Here is a 19,860-nt window from a genome sequence, read left to right on the forward strand (position 1 = left end):
AAGTACAATAATAACTTTCCGCTGTGAAAATCACAAGTAAATCAACCAAATATAAGTAAGCAAATAAATATTGCAGCAAAAAAACCAACAATATCAGAAAATAATCCAACTTTTAATGCATATTTTGTTTTGCGAATACCAATTGCTCCAAAATATACCGTTAGAACGTAAAGTGTTGTATCTGTACTACCTTGAATAGTCGAAGCAATTCTACCTATCATCGAATCCGGTCCATAGCTTTGAATTAAGTCAGCAGTATAAGCTAAAGAACCCGCTCCCGTAAGCGGTCGCAATATACCAAGTGGTAACACTTCACTCGGTATGCCCACCCAATCAAACAACGGTCGCACAGCCGAAAGAAGCATTTCCATTGCTCCTGAGGCACGAAACATACTAATGGCAACCATCATCCCAACCAATTGCGGAATTATATTAATCGCTGTACCAAAACCATCTTTTGCACCTTCAACAAATGTTTCGAATACAGGAACTTTTTTTCTGGTGGCGGCGTAAAGGGGAATAAATACTACAATAGCAGGAATTAACCACGTAGAGAATTGTGTAAACAACTCATACATGTTCGCCACCTCCGCTTATATTAGCGTTCTTCATCGGCGATTTATACTTTGGTGGACGTTGTTTGTTTTTCTTTCTATAATAGCGATCAGCTAATATAGCTGCCGTTGTAGCGATACATGTCGCAACTAATGTTGTTCCTATAATCTCTGCTGGATTAGCTGACTCATAATTCATTCTAATCGCTATTAATGTTGTCGGTACAATGGTAATACTTGACGTGTTAAGCGCTAATAGCGTACACATCGCTGGTGTTGCTGTCGTCTTATCATCGTTAAGCTTTTGCAATTCCTGCATTGCTTTAATCCCCATAGGCGTTGCCGCATTACCAAGTCCAAATACGTTGGCACTTAAATTACTCATAATATATCCAAGTGCTGGATGTCCCTTTGGTACATCTGGAAACAAGCGCGAAATGATCGGGCTCATTAAAACTGCTAACTTTTTTAATAAGCCCGCATCTTCCGCTATACGCATCATGCCAAGCCAAAATACCATAATACTAATGAGACCAAAACTAATGGTTACACCCGATTTCGCTCCATCAAACATCGCTTGTGTAACAACTTCCATTTCCCCATTTATTGCTGCTACTACTACACTACTTACAATAAAAAATAACCAAATCCAATTAACCATTTTGTTCTCCTCCCCATAGAGACACTAATAGCCAAATACACCTTTATAATCATAAAGCGGTACAGAACCGATTAATTCATCCTCTAAAAAATATTGCATATATCCTCTTAAGCCAAAACGAAACGGCTGTACATCATCAAATGGTACAACTTTACTTTGTACTTGCTCTAATTCACCAGCTTTTAACGGATAATAAAAATTATTGCCCGCTTGATATGGATAACCTCGAATTGGTTTATTTTTTTGCACCAATTTTTCTAGGTTATAATTTTTAAATCCATAATCTAATAATTTCTGATGATCATTCCAATCATCCCCTGCCGCAATGGTTACCACGACAAGTTGTTGTTCATTACGAGTAGCAGATGAGACCAAACAGCGCTGCGCTTTTTTCGTATAGCCTGTTTTTACACCATCGGCACCATCATACATAGACAACAGTTTGTTTTTATTGGTCCATCGATAATTCCAGTCTTTAATCGTATTCGGAACTGTTTTTACTTTAGTGGCAACAATTTCAGCAAAATGTTTATTTTTCAAAGCGTAAGCAGTAAGTATCGCTAAATCATTAGCAGACGAGTAATGCCCGTCTTCATCCAATCCATGTGGATTTTTAAATGAGCTATTTTTCATTCCTAACATCACTGCTTTTTCATTCATCAAATGTACAAATCCTTCTTCTGAACCGCCCACATGCTCCGCGATTGCGACAGCAGCATCGTTACCAGAACGAAGCATAAGCCCATATAACAAATGATGTAATGTAATTTTTTCATCTAATTCAATATAAATCGATGAGCCTTCCTTACCAACAGCAGTGGCATTAACGGTGACTTGATCATCCAACCGACCATGTTCTATCGCAACAATTGCTGTCATTATTTTCGTAAGACTAGCTATCAATAATGGTGAATCTCCATTATCGCTATGCAATATCCGGCCTGAAGTTACATCGATAAGCGCTGAAGCTTTTGCGCTGGTAGCCACTTCTTGTTTGTCAGCTTTTTCTGCTTGATATTGCTTAGTAGCGGCTTGTACATCATTCAGAGAAACAATTTGCAGTGTAAACAACGAAACAATAATGATACAAACGACGATTCGTAATAGTCGATTACTAGTTATAATACCGTTCAATGATTGGCCGCTCCTTTCTTCTTAATCATAGGTTAGAACTATCTATAAGCAGTATATGCTTGTACAGCTGCCAGTATACGCATCAGCTTTGATGCTACTGTTTAATTAAAAAAAGCTGTATCCTGATTTGCAATATGCAACAGGACACAGCTTCTAAAACGTAAATGATAAAAGCGTAAACGCCCGTTAACATTTTGTTTTAATCAAGCATTGATGATGTCACCGATTGTTCATTTTCTGTTGGCTGCTTCATCCACGTTTGAAACTTGTCAACCATTTGGGGTGCATAATCAATAACTTTTTCCAATAGATGTGTTTGGTTATCAAGCGGAACAATTTTCACACCTTGATTGTTTACAACTAAAAAGGCAATTGGAGTAATCGACACCCCTCCACCGCTACCTCCGCCAAATGGAAGGTGAGCTGATATTGCGGATTGATCTTGCGAATCCTCAAATTCGTAACTTAGATCACTGCCTCCTGCTACAAATCCGAAACCAACTTTGCTGATAGGCATAATAATTGCACCATCTGGCGTTTGAACAGGGTCACCAACAATTGTATTAACATCGACCATCTGTTTAATGTTTTCCATCGCTGTTTGCATCAAGCCTTGGATAGGATGTTCTGCCATGCACGTATCGCTCCTTTCTCCTTGTTCATATGGGCTAACAATGCAAGCCCAGCTATAATAGCTTTACCTAAGCTAATTTGAGCTATGCAAGACCAGCGTGTAGCAAATATAGGATGGGAATATATAGGCTTGACTACAGTACTCGGTTTATCTACAAAATTAATATGCTGCAGCAAATAAGCAATGATGAATGACTGAATGGTAGACACAGACCCACATGTCATCGCGGTCCACATCGCATCTCCAGTACCAACAGTCGTATGCCAACGAAACTGGGTAAATTTCATATGCTTAAAGAGCTTCTGCAGTTGCTCCGTCATACTTTTCATTAATTTGAACAAATTTCTCAAACCATCCACCATATTCATTGCATCTGTATCCGCACTATTTTCTCCATTTTGACTACGATCGATCACTTTTTTGTACTTAATTAAACCGTAGCAAGCAACAACTCGAATCATCGTTCGATTTCTTTTTGATTGCCATATGTAGCTACATTCAATTTTTACTGAAGAAATTAAAACTGCAATAATAAATAACAAAAAAAAGAGACTAACGATCACCCATATCCAACCAACTGTTGTGAATCCGCGCATAAAAATGCTTCCTTTCTTCACAGTAATGTTGTATATAGTATGACCTGATAGTCTCGGATCATTCTTTAAATTGTTCTATATTAAGCTGACTATTGTCTAGCCTGTCGAATAACATCTGTGTTTCCGCTTCTAGTTCCTGCTCTATATCCCCTCGTGGCATTGGTAAATCTTTTAGCGTAGCAAGCCCAAAATAATCTAAAAACAACTTCGTTGTTCCGTATAATATCGGGCGACCAATCGCCTCAGCTCGACCAACTTCTTCGATCAAATCTTTGGACACTAGTGAATAAATCGGGCGATCACTTTTTACTCCACGAATTTCTTCAATATCAATCCTTGTAATAGGCTGACGATAAGCAATAATTGCCAATGTTTCAAGTGCTGCTTGAGATAAATGTGATCTCGTTGGTGTATAAGCCATTTTTTCAAAAAACACAGCGTGATCTTTATTGGTTGTCATTCGAAATCCGCCAGCTAGCGAGCTAATTTGAATACCTCGTCCTTCCCGTTCCAAATCACGTTGTAAATCTTCGACCAAATCAATAGCAAACTCCTGTTCTACATCTAAAATATCAGCTAATTGTCGTTTATTAAGCCCCTCTTCTCCCGCCATAAACAACAATCCTTCAATAATTGACTTCAAGTTCTGATAATTCATCTTCTTGCGTTTCTCCTTTCCACTCTATAACAATATCTTCAAATAACTGATGTTGAAAACATCGAATCCGTTTCATTTTCATCAATTCTAAAATAGCTAAAAACGTAACCACTATTTCTTGCCGGATCATATTTGAAGATAGTAATCGAGAAAATCGAATTGTTTCATGTTGACGCAATATATGAATAATATCTTGAATTCGATCTTTTACTGATATTTCATCACGGTGAACAGTCGCAACCATATCTCTACGAGTGGCTCGACGCATCGCTTTTTGGAATGCTTGAATTAAGTCGGATAAATAAACACCATGTAATGGATTAAGCGGCACTACCCGTTCGTAAGGTGTCAAATCTTCCGGCTCCTTATCATAAATCAGACTTCGTTCGGATTCTTTATCACGCAACTGCTCAGCTAATTGTTTAAACTTACGATATTCGATCAGCTTCTGGATTAGTTCATCACGTGGATCAAGATCACCTTCTGCCCACTCTGCAAAAGCATCTTGATCGATAACAGGTGGCTTAGGTAACAACTGATTACTTTTCATCGCAAGTAGAGTAGCAGCCATAACCAAAAACTCACTCGTTAACTCCAGCTCCAACTGCTGCATAGCTTGCAAGTAATCCATATATTGATCTGTTATATCGCTAATAGAAATATCCTGGATATCAATTTCTGCCTGATCAATCAAATGTAGCAACAAATCAAGAGGGCCTTCAAATGAATCCAGCTTGTACTGCATTGACACTATTATTTTCCTCCAGCGAGCAGTTGCTTAGGTGTAAATTATTATCCTTTTGCAATCTGCTTCGTTAAATTAGCCATCTCAATGGCGCCTACAGCCGCCTCATAGCCTTTGTTGCCAGCTTTCGTACCAGCACGTTCAATCGCTTGTTCAATCGTATCTACAGTTAGCACGCCGAATATTGTCGGTACGCCTGTTTTTAGACCAACCGCAGCTACTCCTTTAGCAGCTTCATTACATACATAGTCAAAATGTGGCGTTGATCCTCGAATAACAGCTCCAAGTGTAATTACAGCATCATACTTACCGCTTTCCGCCATTTTTTGAGCAATTAATGGAATCTCAAATGCTCCTGGAACCCATGCTACTTCTACGTCGCTTCCAGTAGATCCGTGACGAGAAAAAGCATCCAATGCTCCCGCCAACAACTTACTGGATATAAATTCATTGAAACGTCCAACTACTACTCCAATTTTCAATCCATCAGAAACTAGATTTCCCTCATAATAACGTATCATTTTCTCATCTTCTCCTCAATAGTAATTTTAAATTTTTTATAGCATATGACCTAATTTAGTTTTTTTCGTAGCTAAATATCGGCTATTATTTTCGTTTTCTTCCATCTTAAGCGGAACACGTTCAACAACTTCAATTCCATATCCTTCAAGTCCTTTAATTTTTCGTGGATTATTCGTAAGCAGCTTCATTTGACGAACACCAATATCTTTTAATATTTGTGCGCCAATACCATATTCCCGTAAATCAGCTGCAAATCCAAGCTCTAAGTTTGCTTCTACCGTATCGTAACCTTGCTCTTGTAAAGCATAAGCTTTCAGCTTATTAATTAAGCCAATTCCTCGACCTTCTTGTCGCATATATAACAGCACACCATTACCTGAATCTTCAATTTGTTGTAGTGCTGCGGCTAACTGCGGTCCACAATCACAACGCTGGGAGTGAAACACATCACCAGTTAAACATTCCGAATGTACACGAACGAGCGCCGGAACATCAGCTGTAATATTTCCCTTCACTAACGCTACATGCTCTTTACCATCCACTTGATTGGTATAAGCAATCGCCCGGAATTGACCAAAATCTGTAGGCATCTCCACATCAACAATACGTTCTACTAATTTTTCTTTCGCATTGCGATATGCAATCAAATCTTTAATGCTAATCAATTTCAATTGATGCTTTAATTTAAACTGGTACAAATCAGGCAATCGTGACATCGTACCATCCTCATTAATAATTTCACAAATCGACGCACTTGGATACGCTCCACACAAATTTGCTAAATCTACTGCCGCTTCCGTATGACCTGCTCGTTGCAACACCCCACCGGCTTTCGCAATCAAAGGAAATATATGCCCCGGTCTGCGGAAATCTTCTGCCCGCGTTTTCGGATCTATTAATGCTTTAATCGATTCGGATCGTTCAAAAGCAGATATTCCGGTAGACGTACTTACATGATCGATAGACACAGTAAAAGCTGTACCATGGTAATCGGTATTGTGTGCGACCATTGGCTGCAAATCTAATTCCTCGGCACGTTCAGGTGTAATCGGTACACAGACCAACCCTTTTGCTTCACTGATCATAAAATTAATAACTTCTGGGGTAGATTTTTCAGCTAGCGCAATTAAATCCCCTTCATTTTCACGATCTTCATCATCCACAACGATAACTACTTTTCCAAGTAATAAATCATTAATGGCATCTTCAATCGTATCAAAAACAATTTTCTCTTCTGCTTGTGTCATCCTGTTTCCCTCCCATATAATCTATATAAACTACATAAAACCGTGTTCACTTAAATAACTAGCGGTTAACTTTGATTTCTGTTGGTTATTTTTTGATTCCTCCACTGAAAATGACAATAAATGCTCTACGTATTTTCCAATAATGTCGCATTCCAAATTAACATCATCACCAATATCACGTGTTAACAATACCGTTTCACTCATTGTGTGAGGAATAATCGAAACAGTAAATTGCTGTTTCGTAGTACTAACAACGGTTAAACTAATTCCATCAATAGTAATCGATCCTTTTGGTACTATATATTTAAGCACTCGCTCATCTGCTGGACGTATGGTAAAAACGATCGCATTACCTTCCGAAATTTTTGCTGCGATCTGTCCAACACCATCCACATGTCCTTGTACGATATGCCCACCAAATCTCCCTTGGGCACTCATTGCTCGCTCTAAATTAAGTTCATCACCAGGCTTCAATTGGTGTAATGTTGTACTACGGAACGTTTCCGGCATTACGTCAGCAGTAAATGAATTGCCCGTATAATTCGTAACCGTTAAACAAACACCGTTAACAGCAATACTATCGCCAATTTGCACATCGGATAAAACTTTCTTTGCTGCTATTGTCAAATATAATGATTGTCCTGCTGATTTAACAAAACGTAAGTGGCCTACTTCTTCCACTAATCCAGTAAACATGTTCAGCCACCTTCCTCTTTGTAAATAGGGTAACCGCTAATTTTAATATCTTCTCCAACCATTTCAGCATGAACTTGCTCCAGCGACACTGCATCTGCCATCAAGTTCACACCAGTGAAGTTAAAGTTGGAAGGAGCGTTAGGGTCTCCTACAATTTTTGCTCCAACATACAAGATTATTTTATTCACAATTTTTGCTTTTAACATCGCACCGTTCAACGTTCCACCGCCTTCCAGCAGGATTGAACTAATGTTATGTTCTCCCAATAAACGCATAGCCAGTGAAAGATCTACTTGCAATCCATCACCACAATCTATTACCTCTACTCCCAACAGTTCTAACTGCTGTCGTTTGTCAGCATTAGCCTGTGTAGTAGTTAAAATAATAACGGGCGCCAGCTTATCATGTAGTAATTTGGCATCGAGCGGCAATTGTAAAGTGGAATCTGCAATAATCCGTATAGGATGTAGCGCTGGCACATCTAGTCTTGTCGTTAAAGACGGATCATCTGTAATAATCGTATTAACCCCAACCATAATTGCACTATGTTGATGGCGCATAGCGTGTACTTCTTCTCGTGCTTTGCTACTCGTAATCCATCGACTATCGCCAGTTGCTGTAGCTATTTTTCCATCTAGAGTACTAGCTGTTTTCAGTGTAACAAACGGTAATCTCGACGTAATAAAATAATTAAATTTCTCATTTAACGACCTTGCTTCTAGCTCTAACACTCCTACCGAAACCTCAATACCATGAGCTTCTAGTTTTGCTACCCCTTGCCCAGCTACTAGCGGATTAGGATCAAGAGTGGCAATTACTACTTTTTTCACACCGGCTTGGATCAATGCATCACAGCAAGGAGGAGTAGATCCGTAGTGACTACACGGTTCCAGCGTTACATACGCTGTCGCACCGTTAGTTTTACCTTCAGCCATCCGAAGAGCATTAACCTCCGCATGAGCTTCCCCCCGCATCAAATGAGCACCCAACCCTACTACTACCCCGCTATTCACGATGACACAACCTACGACAGGGTTAATACCCGTCTGACCAAGTGCAGTTGCCGCAAGCTGAAGTGCGGTTTGCATATAGAAAGCTTCATTCATCTTTACAACCATAAAAAAACCCCTTTGGCAGCTATCCAAAAGGGGTATGAGCGATTATGGGAAGTGTCAAACGAAAATACAAATACAAACGTTACATAGCTAGGGATGCTCGAATAAACAAGTAGATGATCATCTACTTATTAGCATATGCAAATATGCCGATTCAAACAAACCGCCAATAAACCTGTTTGCAGTCGTATCGTGCGATAGAAAAATAGCGACTACTAACGATTGTGAAAAAATGCACAATATTATTAGTAGTATTTCTCGTATCATTCGTTGACCCCTTCTCTTTCTCCCATCCAGACTATACTGTCGGTCTCGGAGTTACACCGAGTCAGCTGCATCATGTACTCTGAAAGAGTAATTACCACTATGCAGGTCACGGACTTACAAGCAAATGTAGCTGCTATAAGCTAAATCTAAACTATCGAATAGATTAGTCTTATACTTACAACAACTATCATTTGCTGATCACCGCCGGTTGGGACTTACACCCGACCCCGAAAGAAAAGCTGATCTTCATTTATTGAATTCAAGCTTAGCATTAAACCTCGTAAACTTCAACCTTGTTCATTTGATCGCCATTTTTCAATGCATCTACAAATTCCATACCTTTTGCTACTAAGCCAAACACAGTATGTCCGCCATCTAGATGCGGTTGCGGTTGATAGCAAATATAAAACTGGCTTCCACCTGTATTACGTCCAGCATGAGCCATTGCTAGCGAACCACGAACGTGTTTGTTTGGGTTGATTTCACAATCTATCGTATATCCAGGACCACCTGTTCCTGAACCATTTGGACATCCACCTTGTGCTACAAAACCTGGAATAACGCGGTGAAACGTAAGACCGTTGTAAAAACCATCACTTGCTAGTTTTTCGAAGTTCCCTACCGTATTAGGTGCATCTTGATCATAAAGATCAATAATAATTTCCTCACCTGTTGCTAATGTAATTTTCGCTTGTTTTGCCATGTTATAAACTCCCTTTCTAATAACTTCTGTATATTAACTTACCAATCTTCTCCTCACTTCGCAAGTGTAGTTTTCTGAAAGCGAGCTGGAACGAGATCATTTACTACAATTTGCTCCAATGATTCTCTAGCAACAACCAAATCTGCTTCACCATCTTTCACAAAAACAACAGCTGGACGACGGATACGATTGTAATTACTTGCCATGGCATAATTATAAGCTCCTGTACTAAATACAGCAAGTAAATCGCCTTGTTTTACTTCAGGAAGTGACAAATCCCAAATAAGCATGTCACCACTTTCACAACATTTCCCAGCAATAGAAACAACTTCTTCTACTGCATCATTTGCTCGATTAGCTAGTATCGCTTCATATTTCGCTTGATAAAGTGCTGGTCTGGGATTATCTGTCATCCCGCCATCGACTGCCACATATTTTCTAATTCCCGGAATCGTTTTTGTTGAACCAACGGTGTACAACGTTGTACCAGCATCACCAACCATACTTCTACCAGGCTCAATCCATACTTCAGGCATCGGATAATCAGCTTCTGAAAATTTTTCTTTCACAGCTCCTGCAATTGCAGTAACATATTTCTCTATAGCTAGTGGCGAATCTTCTGCCGTATAACGAATCCCAAACCCACCTCCCATATTAATAACAGGAAATGTAATTTGATGTTGTTCGCGCATGTTTACAGCAAAGGTAGCGACTTTTTCTACTGCTAGTTTAAAACCTTCTACTTCAAATATTTGTGATCCAATATGAGAATGCACTCCCAACAACTGTAAGTTGTCATATTGTAGTGCTGTAGCAACAGCTGTAGCAGCTGTACCGTTCCCCAAGTCAAAGCCAAATTTAGAATCTTCCTGACCGGTAGAAATATACTCATGTGTGTGTACTTCCACTCCAGGAGAAATACGAAGCAATATATTAGCTACCTTGCCTTGTAGCTGAGCCCGTTCATGTAATAGATCCAGCTCCAAAAAATTATCGACTACAAAACAGCCAATATTCGCTTGAAGAGCCATATCTAACTCACTTACTGTTTTGTTATTACCATGAAAGTGAATTCGTTCTACTGGAAAACCAGCTTGCAATGCGGTGTACAGCTCACCGTCAGATACGACATCCAACGATAAGTTTTCTTGCTCCGCTAATACACACATCGCCACAACACTAAAGGCTTTACTCGCATAAGCGACTTGGAATTTCAAATCAGTCTCGCTAAATGCGCGAACAAATTGTTGTGCCCGCTGTCTTACCAATTGCTCATCCACTATATATAATGGTGTGCCAAAACGCTCGGCTAATTGTACCGTGTCTACACCACCAATTTGCAAATGTCCCTGATCGTTAATTGTGCTCGTACCATGCAAATACATGCCTAGTCCCTCAACTTTCTAGTTTTATAAACCTAGTATATCGCAATCACTCGATCAGTGAAACGGTAAATTGCTCAGATGGCACAAAAAACTATTCTGAACACGTTTCTTGCAATTATTTATTAATTATCACTAGGCATTTTATTTTGTTGTTGCGGTCTTAAAATATTCGGTCGCTTCCGATTAAATAAGACTGGTTTACGCAATATAATACTGATCATACCTTGTAGATCAAATGGAATAAACGGCCACATATACGGTCTATTCAATGATCTTTCACAAACTAATGCTAAAAATATCGCAACAGCAGTAACGACTAACCCCGGTGCACCGAAAATGGCGACAGCTAAAATTAAAACTAAACGAACGATTCGATTAGCTAATCCTAATTCATAACTCGGTGTAGCAAACATACCAACCGCAGACACCGCCATATATAATATGACTTCATTGTTAAAAAGTCCCGTTTGAACGGCTATATCTCCAATTAAAATAGCAGCAACTAATGACATCGCTGTAGATAGCGAAGATGGTGTATGAACAGACGCCATTCGCATCAAATCAATTCCTAATTCTGCTATTAAAAACTGAACGAATAATGGAATCTTCCCTACTTTCTCCGGTCCCAAAAAGTCTAACGACGCTGGTTTGAATTCTGGATACATCACAAATAACAACCATAAAGGCAACATAATTAAAGATGCGATGATTCCAAAGAAACGTACCCAACGTAAGTAAGTACCGATAAATGGTGTTTGTCTTATTTCCTCAGCATGTTGAACTAAATCAGCATACGTTGTAGGCAAAATCATCACACTGGGAGAACTGTCAACGAAGACTACGACAGCACCTTCAAGCAAATGAGACGAAACGGTATCTGGTCGTTCGGAATAACGAACTAACGGAAATGGATTCCAGCCTCGTTTTATCGTCGCTTCTTCTAGCTGCTTATCTGCTAATGGTATACCATCGATTTTGATTGATTCGACTTTGGAACGAAATGAATCAACTAGTTGATGATCTACGATATCATCTATATAGGCGATTACTACATCTGTTTGTGTTCGTTCCCCTACTTGAAGAAGTTCGTAGCGTAACTGAGGATCGCGTATTCTACGTCGTACCAACGATATATTAGTAATTATCGATTCCACAAAACCATCCCGGCTACCTCGCACAACTTTCTCTAAGGAAGGCTCTTCCAGACTACGAGAAGGATAATTTCTCACATCAAGAACAATACAATCGTGCTCACCATCCATAAAAAATGCTGCCATTCCCGATAGCACATTTGTCAATACTTTACTCCAACTATCTTCCGCATTCGCTTGTCCAGCAGGCACGTATTTATCAAAAAAATCATTAAACACCGCTCTACTGACTTCTCCATCGTCCAACAAAGTCAATCGATTTAATACATCCGTAAGTAAGTCACTGTTAACAAGACCGCTTAAATAAACGAACATTACTTTTTTTCCTGCAATATTCATTTCACGAACGACGATATCAAAACTTTTTTTATAGCCCAATTCGTTTTTTAATCGTTCTTTCAATTCTTCTAGGTTTGACGGAATATGATCTGTCTTCTGCGAAGCTTCTTGGTCTTGTTTACTACTGCCCGTCCTACTATTGCGTCTTCGATTAGCTTTTAATTTGATCATCTTACTGCCCCCTATATTGTCTATCCCAAAATTTCTTACATCACTAACCAATTAAACAAGGAACCAATAATTTTTCCTAATACCATTGCCATCACTAGCGCAATCATATAATCCGATAACTTTAATCTCTTTGCATAAATCGGAATAACATTCATTACTTCCGTTAATGCTGCGGCTAACATGCCCACAAAAATACCTGCCAAAATCCCGACAAACGATTGTAGTAATTGCGAAGGTAAACCTATCTTAAAATCTATAAAATCAGCTATCGTCCAAAACAACGTCCCACTTATAATGGCTGATTCAAACCATGCGGACATATGAAATGCTCTAGCCAACTGAGCCAATCTTGGAATAAGATCGAATACAATCAAAAGAGCTACCAGTCCACTACCTACAGCAATGCCGCCTGAAAACCCTATAAGCACAATTAACAATTTGCCACCGATAGCGACTATCGTTGCATTCATATAACATTACTCCTCATCCCCCGTTTTCTTATTCATTTCATCAGCTATAACAAACTCATTCATATTTTCTTGGTACATAAAAAGCTCTACTTCTAATGGATTCGGCTCTTCGTTGAATCGTTTGCGAAAGAGATGATTAAAAAACAAAACCATGCCGGCCCCAATCCCGAAGGAATATGGAATCTGAAACCATAAAGGGTTCTCTACTCGCTCTCCGCTAATTAGCTCCACCAGCCTTATCTGCGTTTCCTCCATCCCCACATCTGCATGGAAATTCATAATAGCTACTCCCGCTCCAAAAAATAATAATACCCAGCTAAATAACAAAACAGCCATACGTGGCTTTCTTTCTTGCTCGGTCACAATAAGTAGTACTTGCGGATCGCCGAATGATTCTATAGATAAAGCTGGATTCATCTGTTTTATAGTTTGCACAATTTGTAGCAAATCAATGACAACCCGATTACCATCTTCCATGCGATGCTGATATAGCTCTAGCTCTGTTAATTTCATTTTCCATTTTTCGGAATCTATAACTAGTCGAGCGATTTGTCCAAGTGTTATCAATTGCATTGGTTTAATGTGTATTCTCTTTTTCAATCGTAAATATACAACTAATGTATCGTTGCTCATTAGACTCATTCCTTCCAAACGCAATAAAAAATAGACTATGATTAGTATGAGAGATGTATCATTTCTCTAATCAACCAATTCCATCCAACTTCTAACAACCTTCCAACAAAAAAAAGATCAAATCGCTCTAGAGAGCAATTTGATCTTTTATCGATTGTAATATTTTTTTCTCCAAACGAGAAACTTGTACTTGCGAAATACCTAATCGACTCGCTACTTCCGATTGTGTTTTATCACGATAATATCGTAAATAAACAATAAGTCGTTCTCGTTCCCCTAATGCTTCAATCGCTTCATTCAATGCTAATTTCTCAAACCAACGATCCTGCGAATCATCTGCAATTTGATCCATTAATGTGATCGGATCACCATCGTTTTCGAATACCGTCTCATGTATAGATGTTGGAGGCTTGTTCGCTTCTTGGGCAAACACCACTTCTTCTGGTGTCAATTCAAGCGCTTCTGCAACTTCACTCAGCGTTGGTAAACGACCTAACGTTTTCGATAATTCATCCTTCATTTTTCTTACTTTATTAGCCGTTTCTTTTAGTGATCTACTTACTTTTAATGTTCCATCATCACGCAAAAACCGTTGAATTTCTCCAATAATCATCGGGACAGCATAGGTTGAAAACTTCACATCGTAAGAGAGATCAAACTTGTCCACTGATTTCAGCAGACCAATACAACCAATTTGAAAAAGATCTTCTGGTTCATATCCCCGATTAATAAATCGCTGCACGACTGACCAAACAAGTCTAATATTAGATTCTACAAGCTTGTCCCTCGCAGCCATATCACCAGATTGACTAAGCGCAATTAAACGCTTCACCTCGGCATCATCTAGATATGGTTGTGAGGATTGTTTCATATCGACTTTCATGAGGATCAACCCCTATGCTCTTGCTGTGGAGCGTGTTTTTGATACGATATGCTTTTTCATAAACACTGTAGTACCTTCGCCGGGTTTACTAGTAACTTCAAGTTTATCCAAAAATGTTTCCATAATCGAAAAACCCATTCCTGATCTTTCGAGTTCTGGCTTTGACGTAAACAATGGTTGTCGTGCCAGATCAATATCCTCAATGCCAAGACCAGTATCTGAAACAGAAATTTGCACTTCATTATTTTCAATAACCGCTTCAATGACCACTTGTTTGCTTGGGTCCTCTTCATATCCGTGAATAATCGCATTCGTTACCGCTTCAGATATAACCGTTCGCACATCATCCAATTCATCCATCGTTGGGTCCAAATTACTTATGAACGCACCTATCGCAACTCTCGCCAATGCTTCATTTTCCGACTTTGCACTAAAGCTAAGCTTTAATTCGTTTCTCGAGGTCATGATACCACCTCCAAACTTTCGATCGCCATACGCTCGTTATCATAGAACGACATTATTTTGAACAACCCTGATAATTCAAATAAACGATGTACTTGTGGATTTACTTCACAAACGACCATTTGGCCACCTTTACCTTTTATTTGTTTATACCTGCCTAGAATAACTCCAATGCCTGAGCTATCCATAAAATGCAAGTCGTTCAAGTTTAAAATAATGTGGTGAACATTACTTGAAAGCAATGCTTCTTCCATTTTCGTTCGAACTAATTCTGCCGTATGGTGATCCAATTCTCCTTGCAATCGTACAATTAACATGTTGCGATGTTTATGAATTTCTGTCTGCAAGCTCATTTCGATCGCTCAGCTCCTTCGAGTTATTGTTTTACATGACAAGAATACTATTCGCTTATGCATTTATAGATTCCTTCCTGCTGACAAAACTAGAAGTAACAACCTATGAACAGACAACTTTCAACAGTAATTCACTTACGAAAAGAGACCAGAAACGGAACGTTTCAACAAAACCCACCAGTTTGCTTTTGAAATCTTTTCTGGTGATGTTATATCAAACTCTTTAACTAATTCATTTTCATGATAAACTTTCAACTTACCCAGTTGTTCTCCTTTTTTTATAGGAGCTTTAAGTTGCTCATTCCAATGTAGTTCTTGACGAACTTGTTCTTTCGTTACACCTTTTTTCATTAACACCTTCAATGACTTGTCTGCAACGATAGAGATCGTAGATTTCTTACCTTTTTCCACTGCCAGTTCACCAATCATTTCGCCTTCATCAATAAGTGTTAAATTACCATACTGTGCAAATGAGTAATCAAACATTTGACTAACTTCTGCATTTCTTGTCTTAGTAGTCGGCTCACCCATTACAACGGCGATGACACGCATATTTTCACGTACTGCTGTTGCTGTCAAACAATATTTCGCTTCACTCGTATAACCCGTCTTTAACCCATCCGCACCGTCATAAAATCTAACCAATTTGTTTGTGTTGACGAGCCAAAATGGTTTTTTGGACGATTGGCGTAAGTAGTCTTGATATAATCCTGTATATTTTGTTATATCTGGATGCTTCAAAAGCTCTCGAGACATAATCGCAATGTCGTAAGCTGTTGAATAATGGTTGTCTGCGGGCAAGCCACTTGCATTTACAAAGTGCGTATTATTCATTCCGAGTTCCTTCGCCCGTTTGTTCATCAGTTCCGCAAACTGTTGCTCCGTACCAGCTATTTTTTCTGCCATTGCTACGGAAGCATCATTACCTGACGCGAGCGCTATTCCTTTAAGCATCTCTTCCACAGCCATCTCTTCGCCTTGCTCTAAAAATATTTGTGATCCACCCATAGATGCTGCTCGTTCACTCGTTCTTACTTTATCAGTCAATTTCAATTTTCCATCTTGCAGTGACTCCATAATTAGTAACATCGTCATCACTTTTGTAATACTAGCCGGTGGTAATTTGTCATGACTATTTTTTTCATAAATTACAGTGCCACTTTCCGCATCCAACAAAATGGCGGATGTAGCAGATGGTGCTAGATCAGGCGCAGAGCTGTTAGGCATCGCATTGGGAGATGCATCTCCCTTTTCCTCACTTGCCATATAGGTTGCCAAGCTCTCATTACTAGTACTAGGACTAGCTACGGCAGTCAAAGGTAATAGCGCTAAAGAACATACCATTGTCCACGCAATAATTGATGTATAGTTTAATTTCATATTTCTAATTGCCTCCTTCATGTACACTTTCGTTTCTATTGTTAACTAAAAACAAGAAATATATTCCAACAGAATAAAAAAATGCATGAATTAGCTTGATCAGCTAAAACATGCACTTTGCGAATGAATAGATTATTATTTTTTCCACTTTTTAAAGTTATCATATTGAACAGTATATATTGCTCTGTCCAATCTTTGACTAGCTTCTAAAACAATAGGATGCGATAAATTATTAGTTTTTATAGCAATTTTCTCCATTTCATTCCTCAATAATTCCATTTCCTCGTTCATTTGCTTGTCCATCTTACTCTACACTCCAAGTTCCTTCATCATTAGGGACATTATACGATAATGATCAACAGGAATGGTGTCGGAACACGTCGAGTGTATCTTATAATTTTATTACAAATTACTACTATATTCTACCTACAAGTGCCGTTATTAACGACAAAAATTGCAGTTTCACTTTTTCAGTTGTGTCCATTACTTCCGCATGGGATAAAGGTTGCTTCAAAATTCCTGCCGCCATATTACTAATACAAGAAATACCAACCACTTCCATTTGACTATGTCTTGCCGCAATAACCTCTGCTACTGTCGACATACCAACAGCGTCAGCTCCCAAAATGCGGAGCATCCGTATTTCCGCTGGTGTTTCATAAGACGGCCCTAATAACCCCGCATAGACACCTTCTTGGAGCGTTATCGATTGTTCTTTCGCTACTTCATGTGCAATCGCACGTAATCGTTCACTGTAAGCTTCCGACATATCTGGAAAACGTGGTCCAAGATCATTATCATTTGCACCAATCAAAGGGTTTTTACCTGTCATATTCAGATGATCTGAAATTAACATTAAGTTTCCAGATGCAAATGCAAGATTGATACCACCAGCTGCATTAGTTACTACAAGCGATTGAACACCTAATTGTTTCATCACCCTTACAGGAAAAGCAGTAAGCGCTGGTTCATATCCTTCATACATATGAAAGCGACCGCGCATAAGCACCACTTGTTTGCCAGATAGTTCTCCTATAATTAACTCGCCCGCATGTCCTTCTACAGTGGATAGAGGAAAGTGAGGGATATCTTCATATGGAATAGTCACACTTTGCTGAATATAATCTCCTAACACACCTAGCCCAGAACCCATAATTAATCCAATTTCTGGATTGGACTGTATTTGTTCACGGATGTATTGCGCTGCTTCTTTTATTTGTTCTGTTGACTGTTGCATGTTTAAAATTCCTCCTACCTAAGTTTTCTTATTATCTATTACTGTATCTTACTGTCCAATGAAAAGCTATGCTCGAGGATGAGATTGTTCATAATTTTCTCGTAAACGCGTCGGACTTACAGGAAGGTATTTTAATGTAGTCGCTACAGTATCATGCCCTAACATCTCTTGTACCATTGTAATATCCGCCCCCTTCGCCAACATATGAGCAGCTACAGATTGTCGCAACGTATTGGGTGTAATAACATCTGCACAGCCAATTTTTTCGGCGTACCTTTTAAATATTTTCCAGCACCCTTGTCTCGTTAAACGCGTTCCCAAATGATTTAAAAAAAGCGCATCCCCCGCATTACGTTCACTGATAAAATGTTCACGAGATTGCTGTATATACATCGTTAATGCATTTAGAGCGTGCTTACCAATCGGTACTATCCGTTCTTTTTGTTGATAGTTAGTCGTACATTGTACAAAACCTAGTTCCAACTTAATATCCACTACATCTAGCCCTACCAGCTCCGATACTTTCAAGCCACTGGCATACAGCAATTCTAACATTGCTTTGTCTCGTTTCCCAATGACAGTGGTCTCGTCCGGCATTTGTAATAGTTGATTAGCCGTTTCTACACTGATGATGTTTGGCTCTTTATTCTCTGCTTTAGGAGGCGTTATCAGCGCAACAGGATTGTTAACAATAACTCCTTGTCGCTGCAAATATTGAAAAAAAACATTAGTAGAACTAATATAACGAGCGATAGTGGAAGATTTTTTTTGTTCTACCTTTAACTGATAAACATATTTATTCAAATGAAAAGCTTGGACATCACGCCAATGTGTCACTTTATTATCATATAAAAAACGAGATAAAATATGTACATCACGCTCATAAGAAACGACCGAGTTAGGAGATAACCGCTTGTCCAGCTGCAAATAAAGTATAAACTGTTTTATTTCCTGCTCCACCTATACTCCCCTCTTCTCTTGCGTTGTTTACTGCCCATACCAATAAAACAAACGTAAGCGATCAATAATGTTATTACTTTCCAATGTCACTTGCTCTATAGTAAACACTTTAACCGCTTCACCGCGCGGTAGTTTATTCGATTGAAGTGGTGACATTAGATCGAACAACCAATGATACCCACCAGATACAACTAAAACTAAACAAATAAAAACAACAAAAAAAACAATTCGTTTCCAGAACATTTTAAGTGAAATGATCATATATTAGGTACCCCTTTCCAGATAACAGTGCGCTTGCTAAAAAAACCTCATGCTACACCATATGAAACGAGCCTTCCTGATATACCATAAATTAAAAAACAGCTCTGCTTCACAGTGATTACTGGAGACAGAGCTTTCCCGTCATACCTATGCCGGTAATTATTCCAATTTGTTGCATGCTGCACAAATCCCTTGAAAGTCCAATCGATGATCGATAACAGTAAATCCATATTCCACTGCCAACTTCTCTTCCAGTGGCAAAAGCCAGTCCTCTTTCACTTCATCCATCGATCCGCACTTTATACAGATCAAATGATGATGATGATGCTGATTATTATCATTACGCAAATCATATCTAGCAACGCCATCACCAAAATTAAGCTTTTCAACAACATGCAGCTCACTTAGCAGCTCTAATGTCCGATACACCGTAGCTAAACCTATTTCTGGTGCTTTTTCTTTGACTAACAAAAATACGTCTTCCGCACTAAGATGATCCGCTTCATGCTCTAACAAAACACGCAAAGTCGCTTCTCGTTGCAGCGTTAATTTGTAGCCCTGGGACTGCAGTTGTTGTTTTATTTTCTCGATACGGGCTTCCATATTTCCCCTCCTGCAACAGCTATAATCGCAAGATATTATT

At 39.0% G+C, this 19,860-nt stretch carries 25 protein-coding genes and 1 riboswitch; all 25 genes read right to left on the minus strand.

All coding sequences use genetic code 11. The features are described from left to right. Nucleotides 1-41 precede the first annotated feature (41 nt). The 25 genes from ACFSTH_RS04525 to fur all read right to left on the minus strand — a co-directional run bounded on the left by ACFSTH_RS04525 (nucleotide 42) and on the right by fur (nucleotide 19,820). On the minus strand, nucleotides 42-578 hold the full coding sequence (locus ACFSTH_RS04525) for a spore maturation protein (protein ID WP_377771739.1): 537 nt from the start codon (nucleotides 576-578) through the stop codon (nucleotides 42-44). After that, nucleotides 571-1,215 (minus strand): nucleoside recognition domain-containing protein, encoded by a 645-nt coding sequence (locus ACFSTH_RS04530; RefSeq protein WP_377771741.1) that lies wholly within the window; start codon nucleotides 1,213-1,215, stop codon nucleotides 571-573. Before ACFSTH_RS04530 ends, ACFSTH_RS04525 begins: the two co-directional genes overlap by 8 nt. Nucleotides 1,216-1,239: 24 nt before the next feature. Continuing rightward, nucleotides 1,240-2,349: a D-alanyl-D-alanine carboxypeptidase family protein gene (locus tag ACFSTH_RS04535; RefSeq protein WP_377771743.1), complete on the minus strand. Its 1,110-nt coding sequence runs from the start codon at nucleotides 2,347-2,349 to the stop codon at nucleotides 1,240-1,242. Between the two features lie 199 nt (nucleotides 2,350-2,548). Then, entirely contained in the window at nucleotides 2,549-2,983 is a 435-nt protein-coding gene (gene ytfJ / locus ACFSTH_RS04540) for a GerW family sporulation protein (RefSeq protein WP_377771746.1), read from the minus strand. Continuing rightward, entirely contained in the window at nucleotides 2,956-3,579 is a 624-nt protein-coding gene (locus ACFSTH_RS04545) for a DUF2953 domain-containing protein (protein ID WP_377771748.1), read from the minus strand. The genes ytfJ and ACFSTH_RS04545 overlap by 28 nt, the downstream gene beginning before the upstream one ends. A gap of 58 nt (nucleotides 3,580-3,637) precedes the next feature. Next, nucleotides 3,638-4,237, minus strand: a complete 600-nt coding sequence (gene scpB, locus ACFSTH_RS04550) for an SMC-Scp complex subunit ScpB (RefSeq protein ID WP_377771750.1) — start codon at nucleotides 4,235-4,237, stop codon at nucleotides 3,638-3,640. Continuing rightward, nucleotides 4,206-4,988, minus strand: a complete 783-nt coding sequence (locus ACFSTH_RS04555) for a segregation and condensation protein A (protein WP_377771752.1) — start codon at nucleotides 4,986-4,988, stop codon at nucleotides 4,206-4,208. Before ACFSTH_RS04555 ends, scpB begins: the two co-directional genes overlap by 32 nt. Nucleotides 4,989-5,029: 41 nt before the next feature. Next, entirely contained in the window at nucleotides 5,030-5,503 is a 474-nt protein-coding gene (ribH, locus tag ACFSTH_RS04560; protein WP_377771754.1) for a 6,7-dimethyl-8-ribityllumazine synthase, read from the minus strand. A gap of 36 nt (nucleotides 5,504-5,539) precedes the next feature. Continuing rightward, on the minus strand, nucleotides 5,540-6,751 hold the full coding sequence (locus ACFSTH_RS04565) for a bifunctional 3,4-dihydroxy-2-butanone-4-phosphate synthase/GTP cyclohydrolase II (RefSeq protein WP_377771756.1): 1,212 nt from the start codon (nucleotides 6,749-6,751) through the stop codon (nucleotides 5,540-5,542). 30 nt (nucleotides 6,752-6,781) lie between these two features. Next, entirely contained in the window at nucleotides 6,782-7,447 is a 666-nt protein-coding gene (ribE, locus tag ACFSTH_RS04570) for a riboflavin synthase (RefSeq protein WP_377771758.1), read from the minus strand. Between the two features lie 2 nt (nucleotides 7,448-7,449). Continuing rightward, the gene (gene ribD, locus ACFSTH_RS04575) at nucleotides 7,450-8,565 is read right to left on the minus strand and encodes a bifunctional diaminohydroxyphosphoribosylaminopyrimidine deaminase/5-amino-6-(5-phosphoribosylamino)uracil reductase RibD (RefSeq protein WP_377771760.1); all 1,116 of its coding nucleotides are present in this window, start codon (nucleotides 8,563-8,565) and stop codon (nucleotides 7,450-7,452) included. Nucleotides 8,566-8,839: 274 nt separating this feature from the next. Further along, nucleotides 8,840-9,068, minus strand: a riboswitch (FMN riboswitch). A 32-nt stretch (nucleotides 9,069-9,100) separates the two neighbouring features. Next, nucleotides 9,101-9,532: a peptidylprolyl isomerase gene (locus ACFSTH_RS04580; protein WP_377771762.1), complete on the minus strand. Its 432-nt coding sequence runs from the start codon at nucleotides 9,530-9,532 to the stop codon at nucleotides 9,101-9,103. A gap of 53 nt (nucleotides 9,533-9,585) precedes the next feature. Continuing rightward, on the minus strand, nucleotides 9,586-10,917 hold the full coding sequence (gene lysA / locus ACFSTH_RS04585) for a diaminopimelate decarboxylase (RefSeq protein ID WP_377771764.1): 1,332 nt from the start codon (nucleotides 10,915-10,917) through the stop codon (nucleotides 9,586-9,588). A 122-nt stretch (nucleotides 10,918-11,039) separates the two neighbouring features. Further along, entirely contained in the window at nucleotides 11,040-12,578 is a 1,539-nt protein-coding gene (locus tag ACFSTH_RS04590; RefSeq protein ID WP_377771766.1) for a spore germination protein, read from the minus strand. Between the two features lie 35 nt (nucleotides 12,579-12,613). Then, entirely contained in the window at nucleotides 12,614-13,048 is a 435-nt protein-coding gene (locus ACFSTH_RS04595; protein ID WP_377771768.1) for a stage V sporulation protein AB, read from the minus strand. Nucleotides 13,049-13,054: 6 nt separating this feature from the next. Next, entirely contained in the window at nucleotides 13,055-13,681 is a 627-nt protein-coding gene (locus ACFSTH_RS04600; RefSeq protein ID WP_377771770.1) for a stage V sporulation protein AA, read from the minus strand. 127 nt (nucleotides 13,682-13,808) lie between these two features. After that, nucleotides 13,809-14,564, minus strand: a complete 756-nt coding sequence (gene sigF, locus ACFSTH_RS04605) for an RNA polymerase sporulation sigma factor SigF (RefSeq protein WP_377771772.1) — start codon at nucleotides 14,562-14,564, stop codon at nucleotides 13,809-13,811. Nucleotides 14,565-14,576: 12 nt separating this feature from the next. Continuing rightward, nucleotides 14,577-15,029: an anti-sigma F factor gene (gene spoIIAB, locus ACFSTH_RS04610; RefSeq protein WP_377771774.1), complete on the minus strand. Its 453-nt coding sequence runs from the start codon at nucleotides 15,027-15,029 to the stop codon at nucleotides 14,577-14,579. Then, nucleotides 15,026-15,379 (minus strand): anti-sigma F factor antagonist, encoded by a 354-nt coding sequence (gene spoIIAA / locus ACFSTH_RS04615; RefSeq protein WP_377771776.1) that lies wholly within the window; start codon nucleotides 15,377-15,379, stop codon nucleotides 15,026-15,028. Before spoIIAA ends, spoIIAB begins: the two co-directional genes overlap by 4 nt. A 135-nt stretch (nucleotides 15,380-15,514) precedes the next feature. Continuing rightward, complete coding sequence (locus ACFSTH_RS04620) at nucleotides 15,515-16,645, minus strand: D-alanyl-D-alanine carboxypeptidase family protein (protein ID WP_377772055.1); 1,131 nt, start codon at nucleotides 16,643-16,645, stop codon at nucleotides 15,515-15,517. Nucleotides 16,646-16,894: 249 nt separating this feature from the next. Next, nucleotides 16,895-17,062, minus strand: a complete 168-nt coding sequence (locus tag ACFSTH_RS04625; protein ID WP_377771778.1) for an aspartyl-phosphate phosphatase Spo0E family protein — start codon at nucleotides 17,060-17,062, stop codon at nucleotides 16,895-16,897. A 112-nt stretch (nucleotides 17,063-17,174) separates the two neighbouring features. Beyond that, nucleotides 17,175-17,996, minus strand: a complete 822-nt coding sequence (locus ACFSTH_RS04630) for a purine-nucleoside phosphorylase (protein WP_377771780.1) — start codon at nucleotides 17,994-17,996, stop codon at nucleotides 17,175-17,177. Nucleotides 17,997-18,062: 66 nt separating this feature from the next. Further along, nucleotides 18,063-18,956, minus strand: a complete 894-nt coding sequence (locus ACFSTH_RS04635; protein ID WP_377771782.1) for a tyrosine-type recombinase/integrase — start codon at nucleotides 18,954-18,956, stop codon at nucleotides 18,063-18,065. Between the two features lie 27 nt (nucleotides 18,957-18,983). Then, nucleotides 18,984-19,217, minus strand: coding sequence for a DUF4227 family protein (locus ACFSTH_RS04640; protein ID WP_377771784.1), 234 nt, complete (start codon nucleotides 19,215-19,217; stop codon nucleotides 18,984-18,986). 159 nt (nucleotides 19,218-19,376) lie between these two features. Further along, nucleotides 19,377-19,820, minus strand: a complete 444-nt coding sequence (gene fur, locus ACFSTH_RS04645; RefSeq protein WP_377771786.1) for a ferric iron uptake transcriptional regulator — start codon at nucleotides 19,818-19,820, stop codon at nucleotides 19,377-19,379. Nucleotides 19,821-19,860 lie beyond the last annotated feature (40 nt).

Origin of the sequence: Paenibacillus yanchengensis, assembly GCF_042684845.1 — a bacterium.
GTDB lineage: Bacteria > Bacillota > Bacilli > Paenibacillales > Paenibacillaceae > Pristimantibacillus > Pristimantibacillus yanchengensis.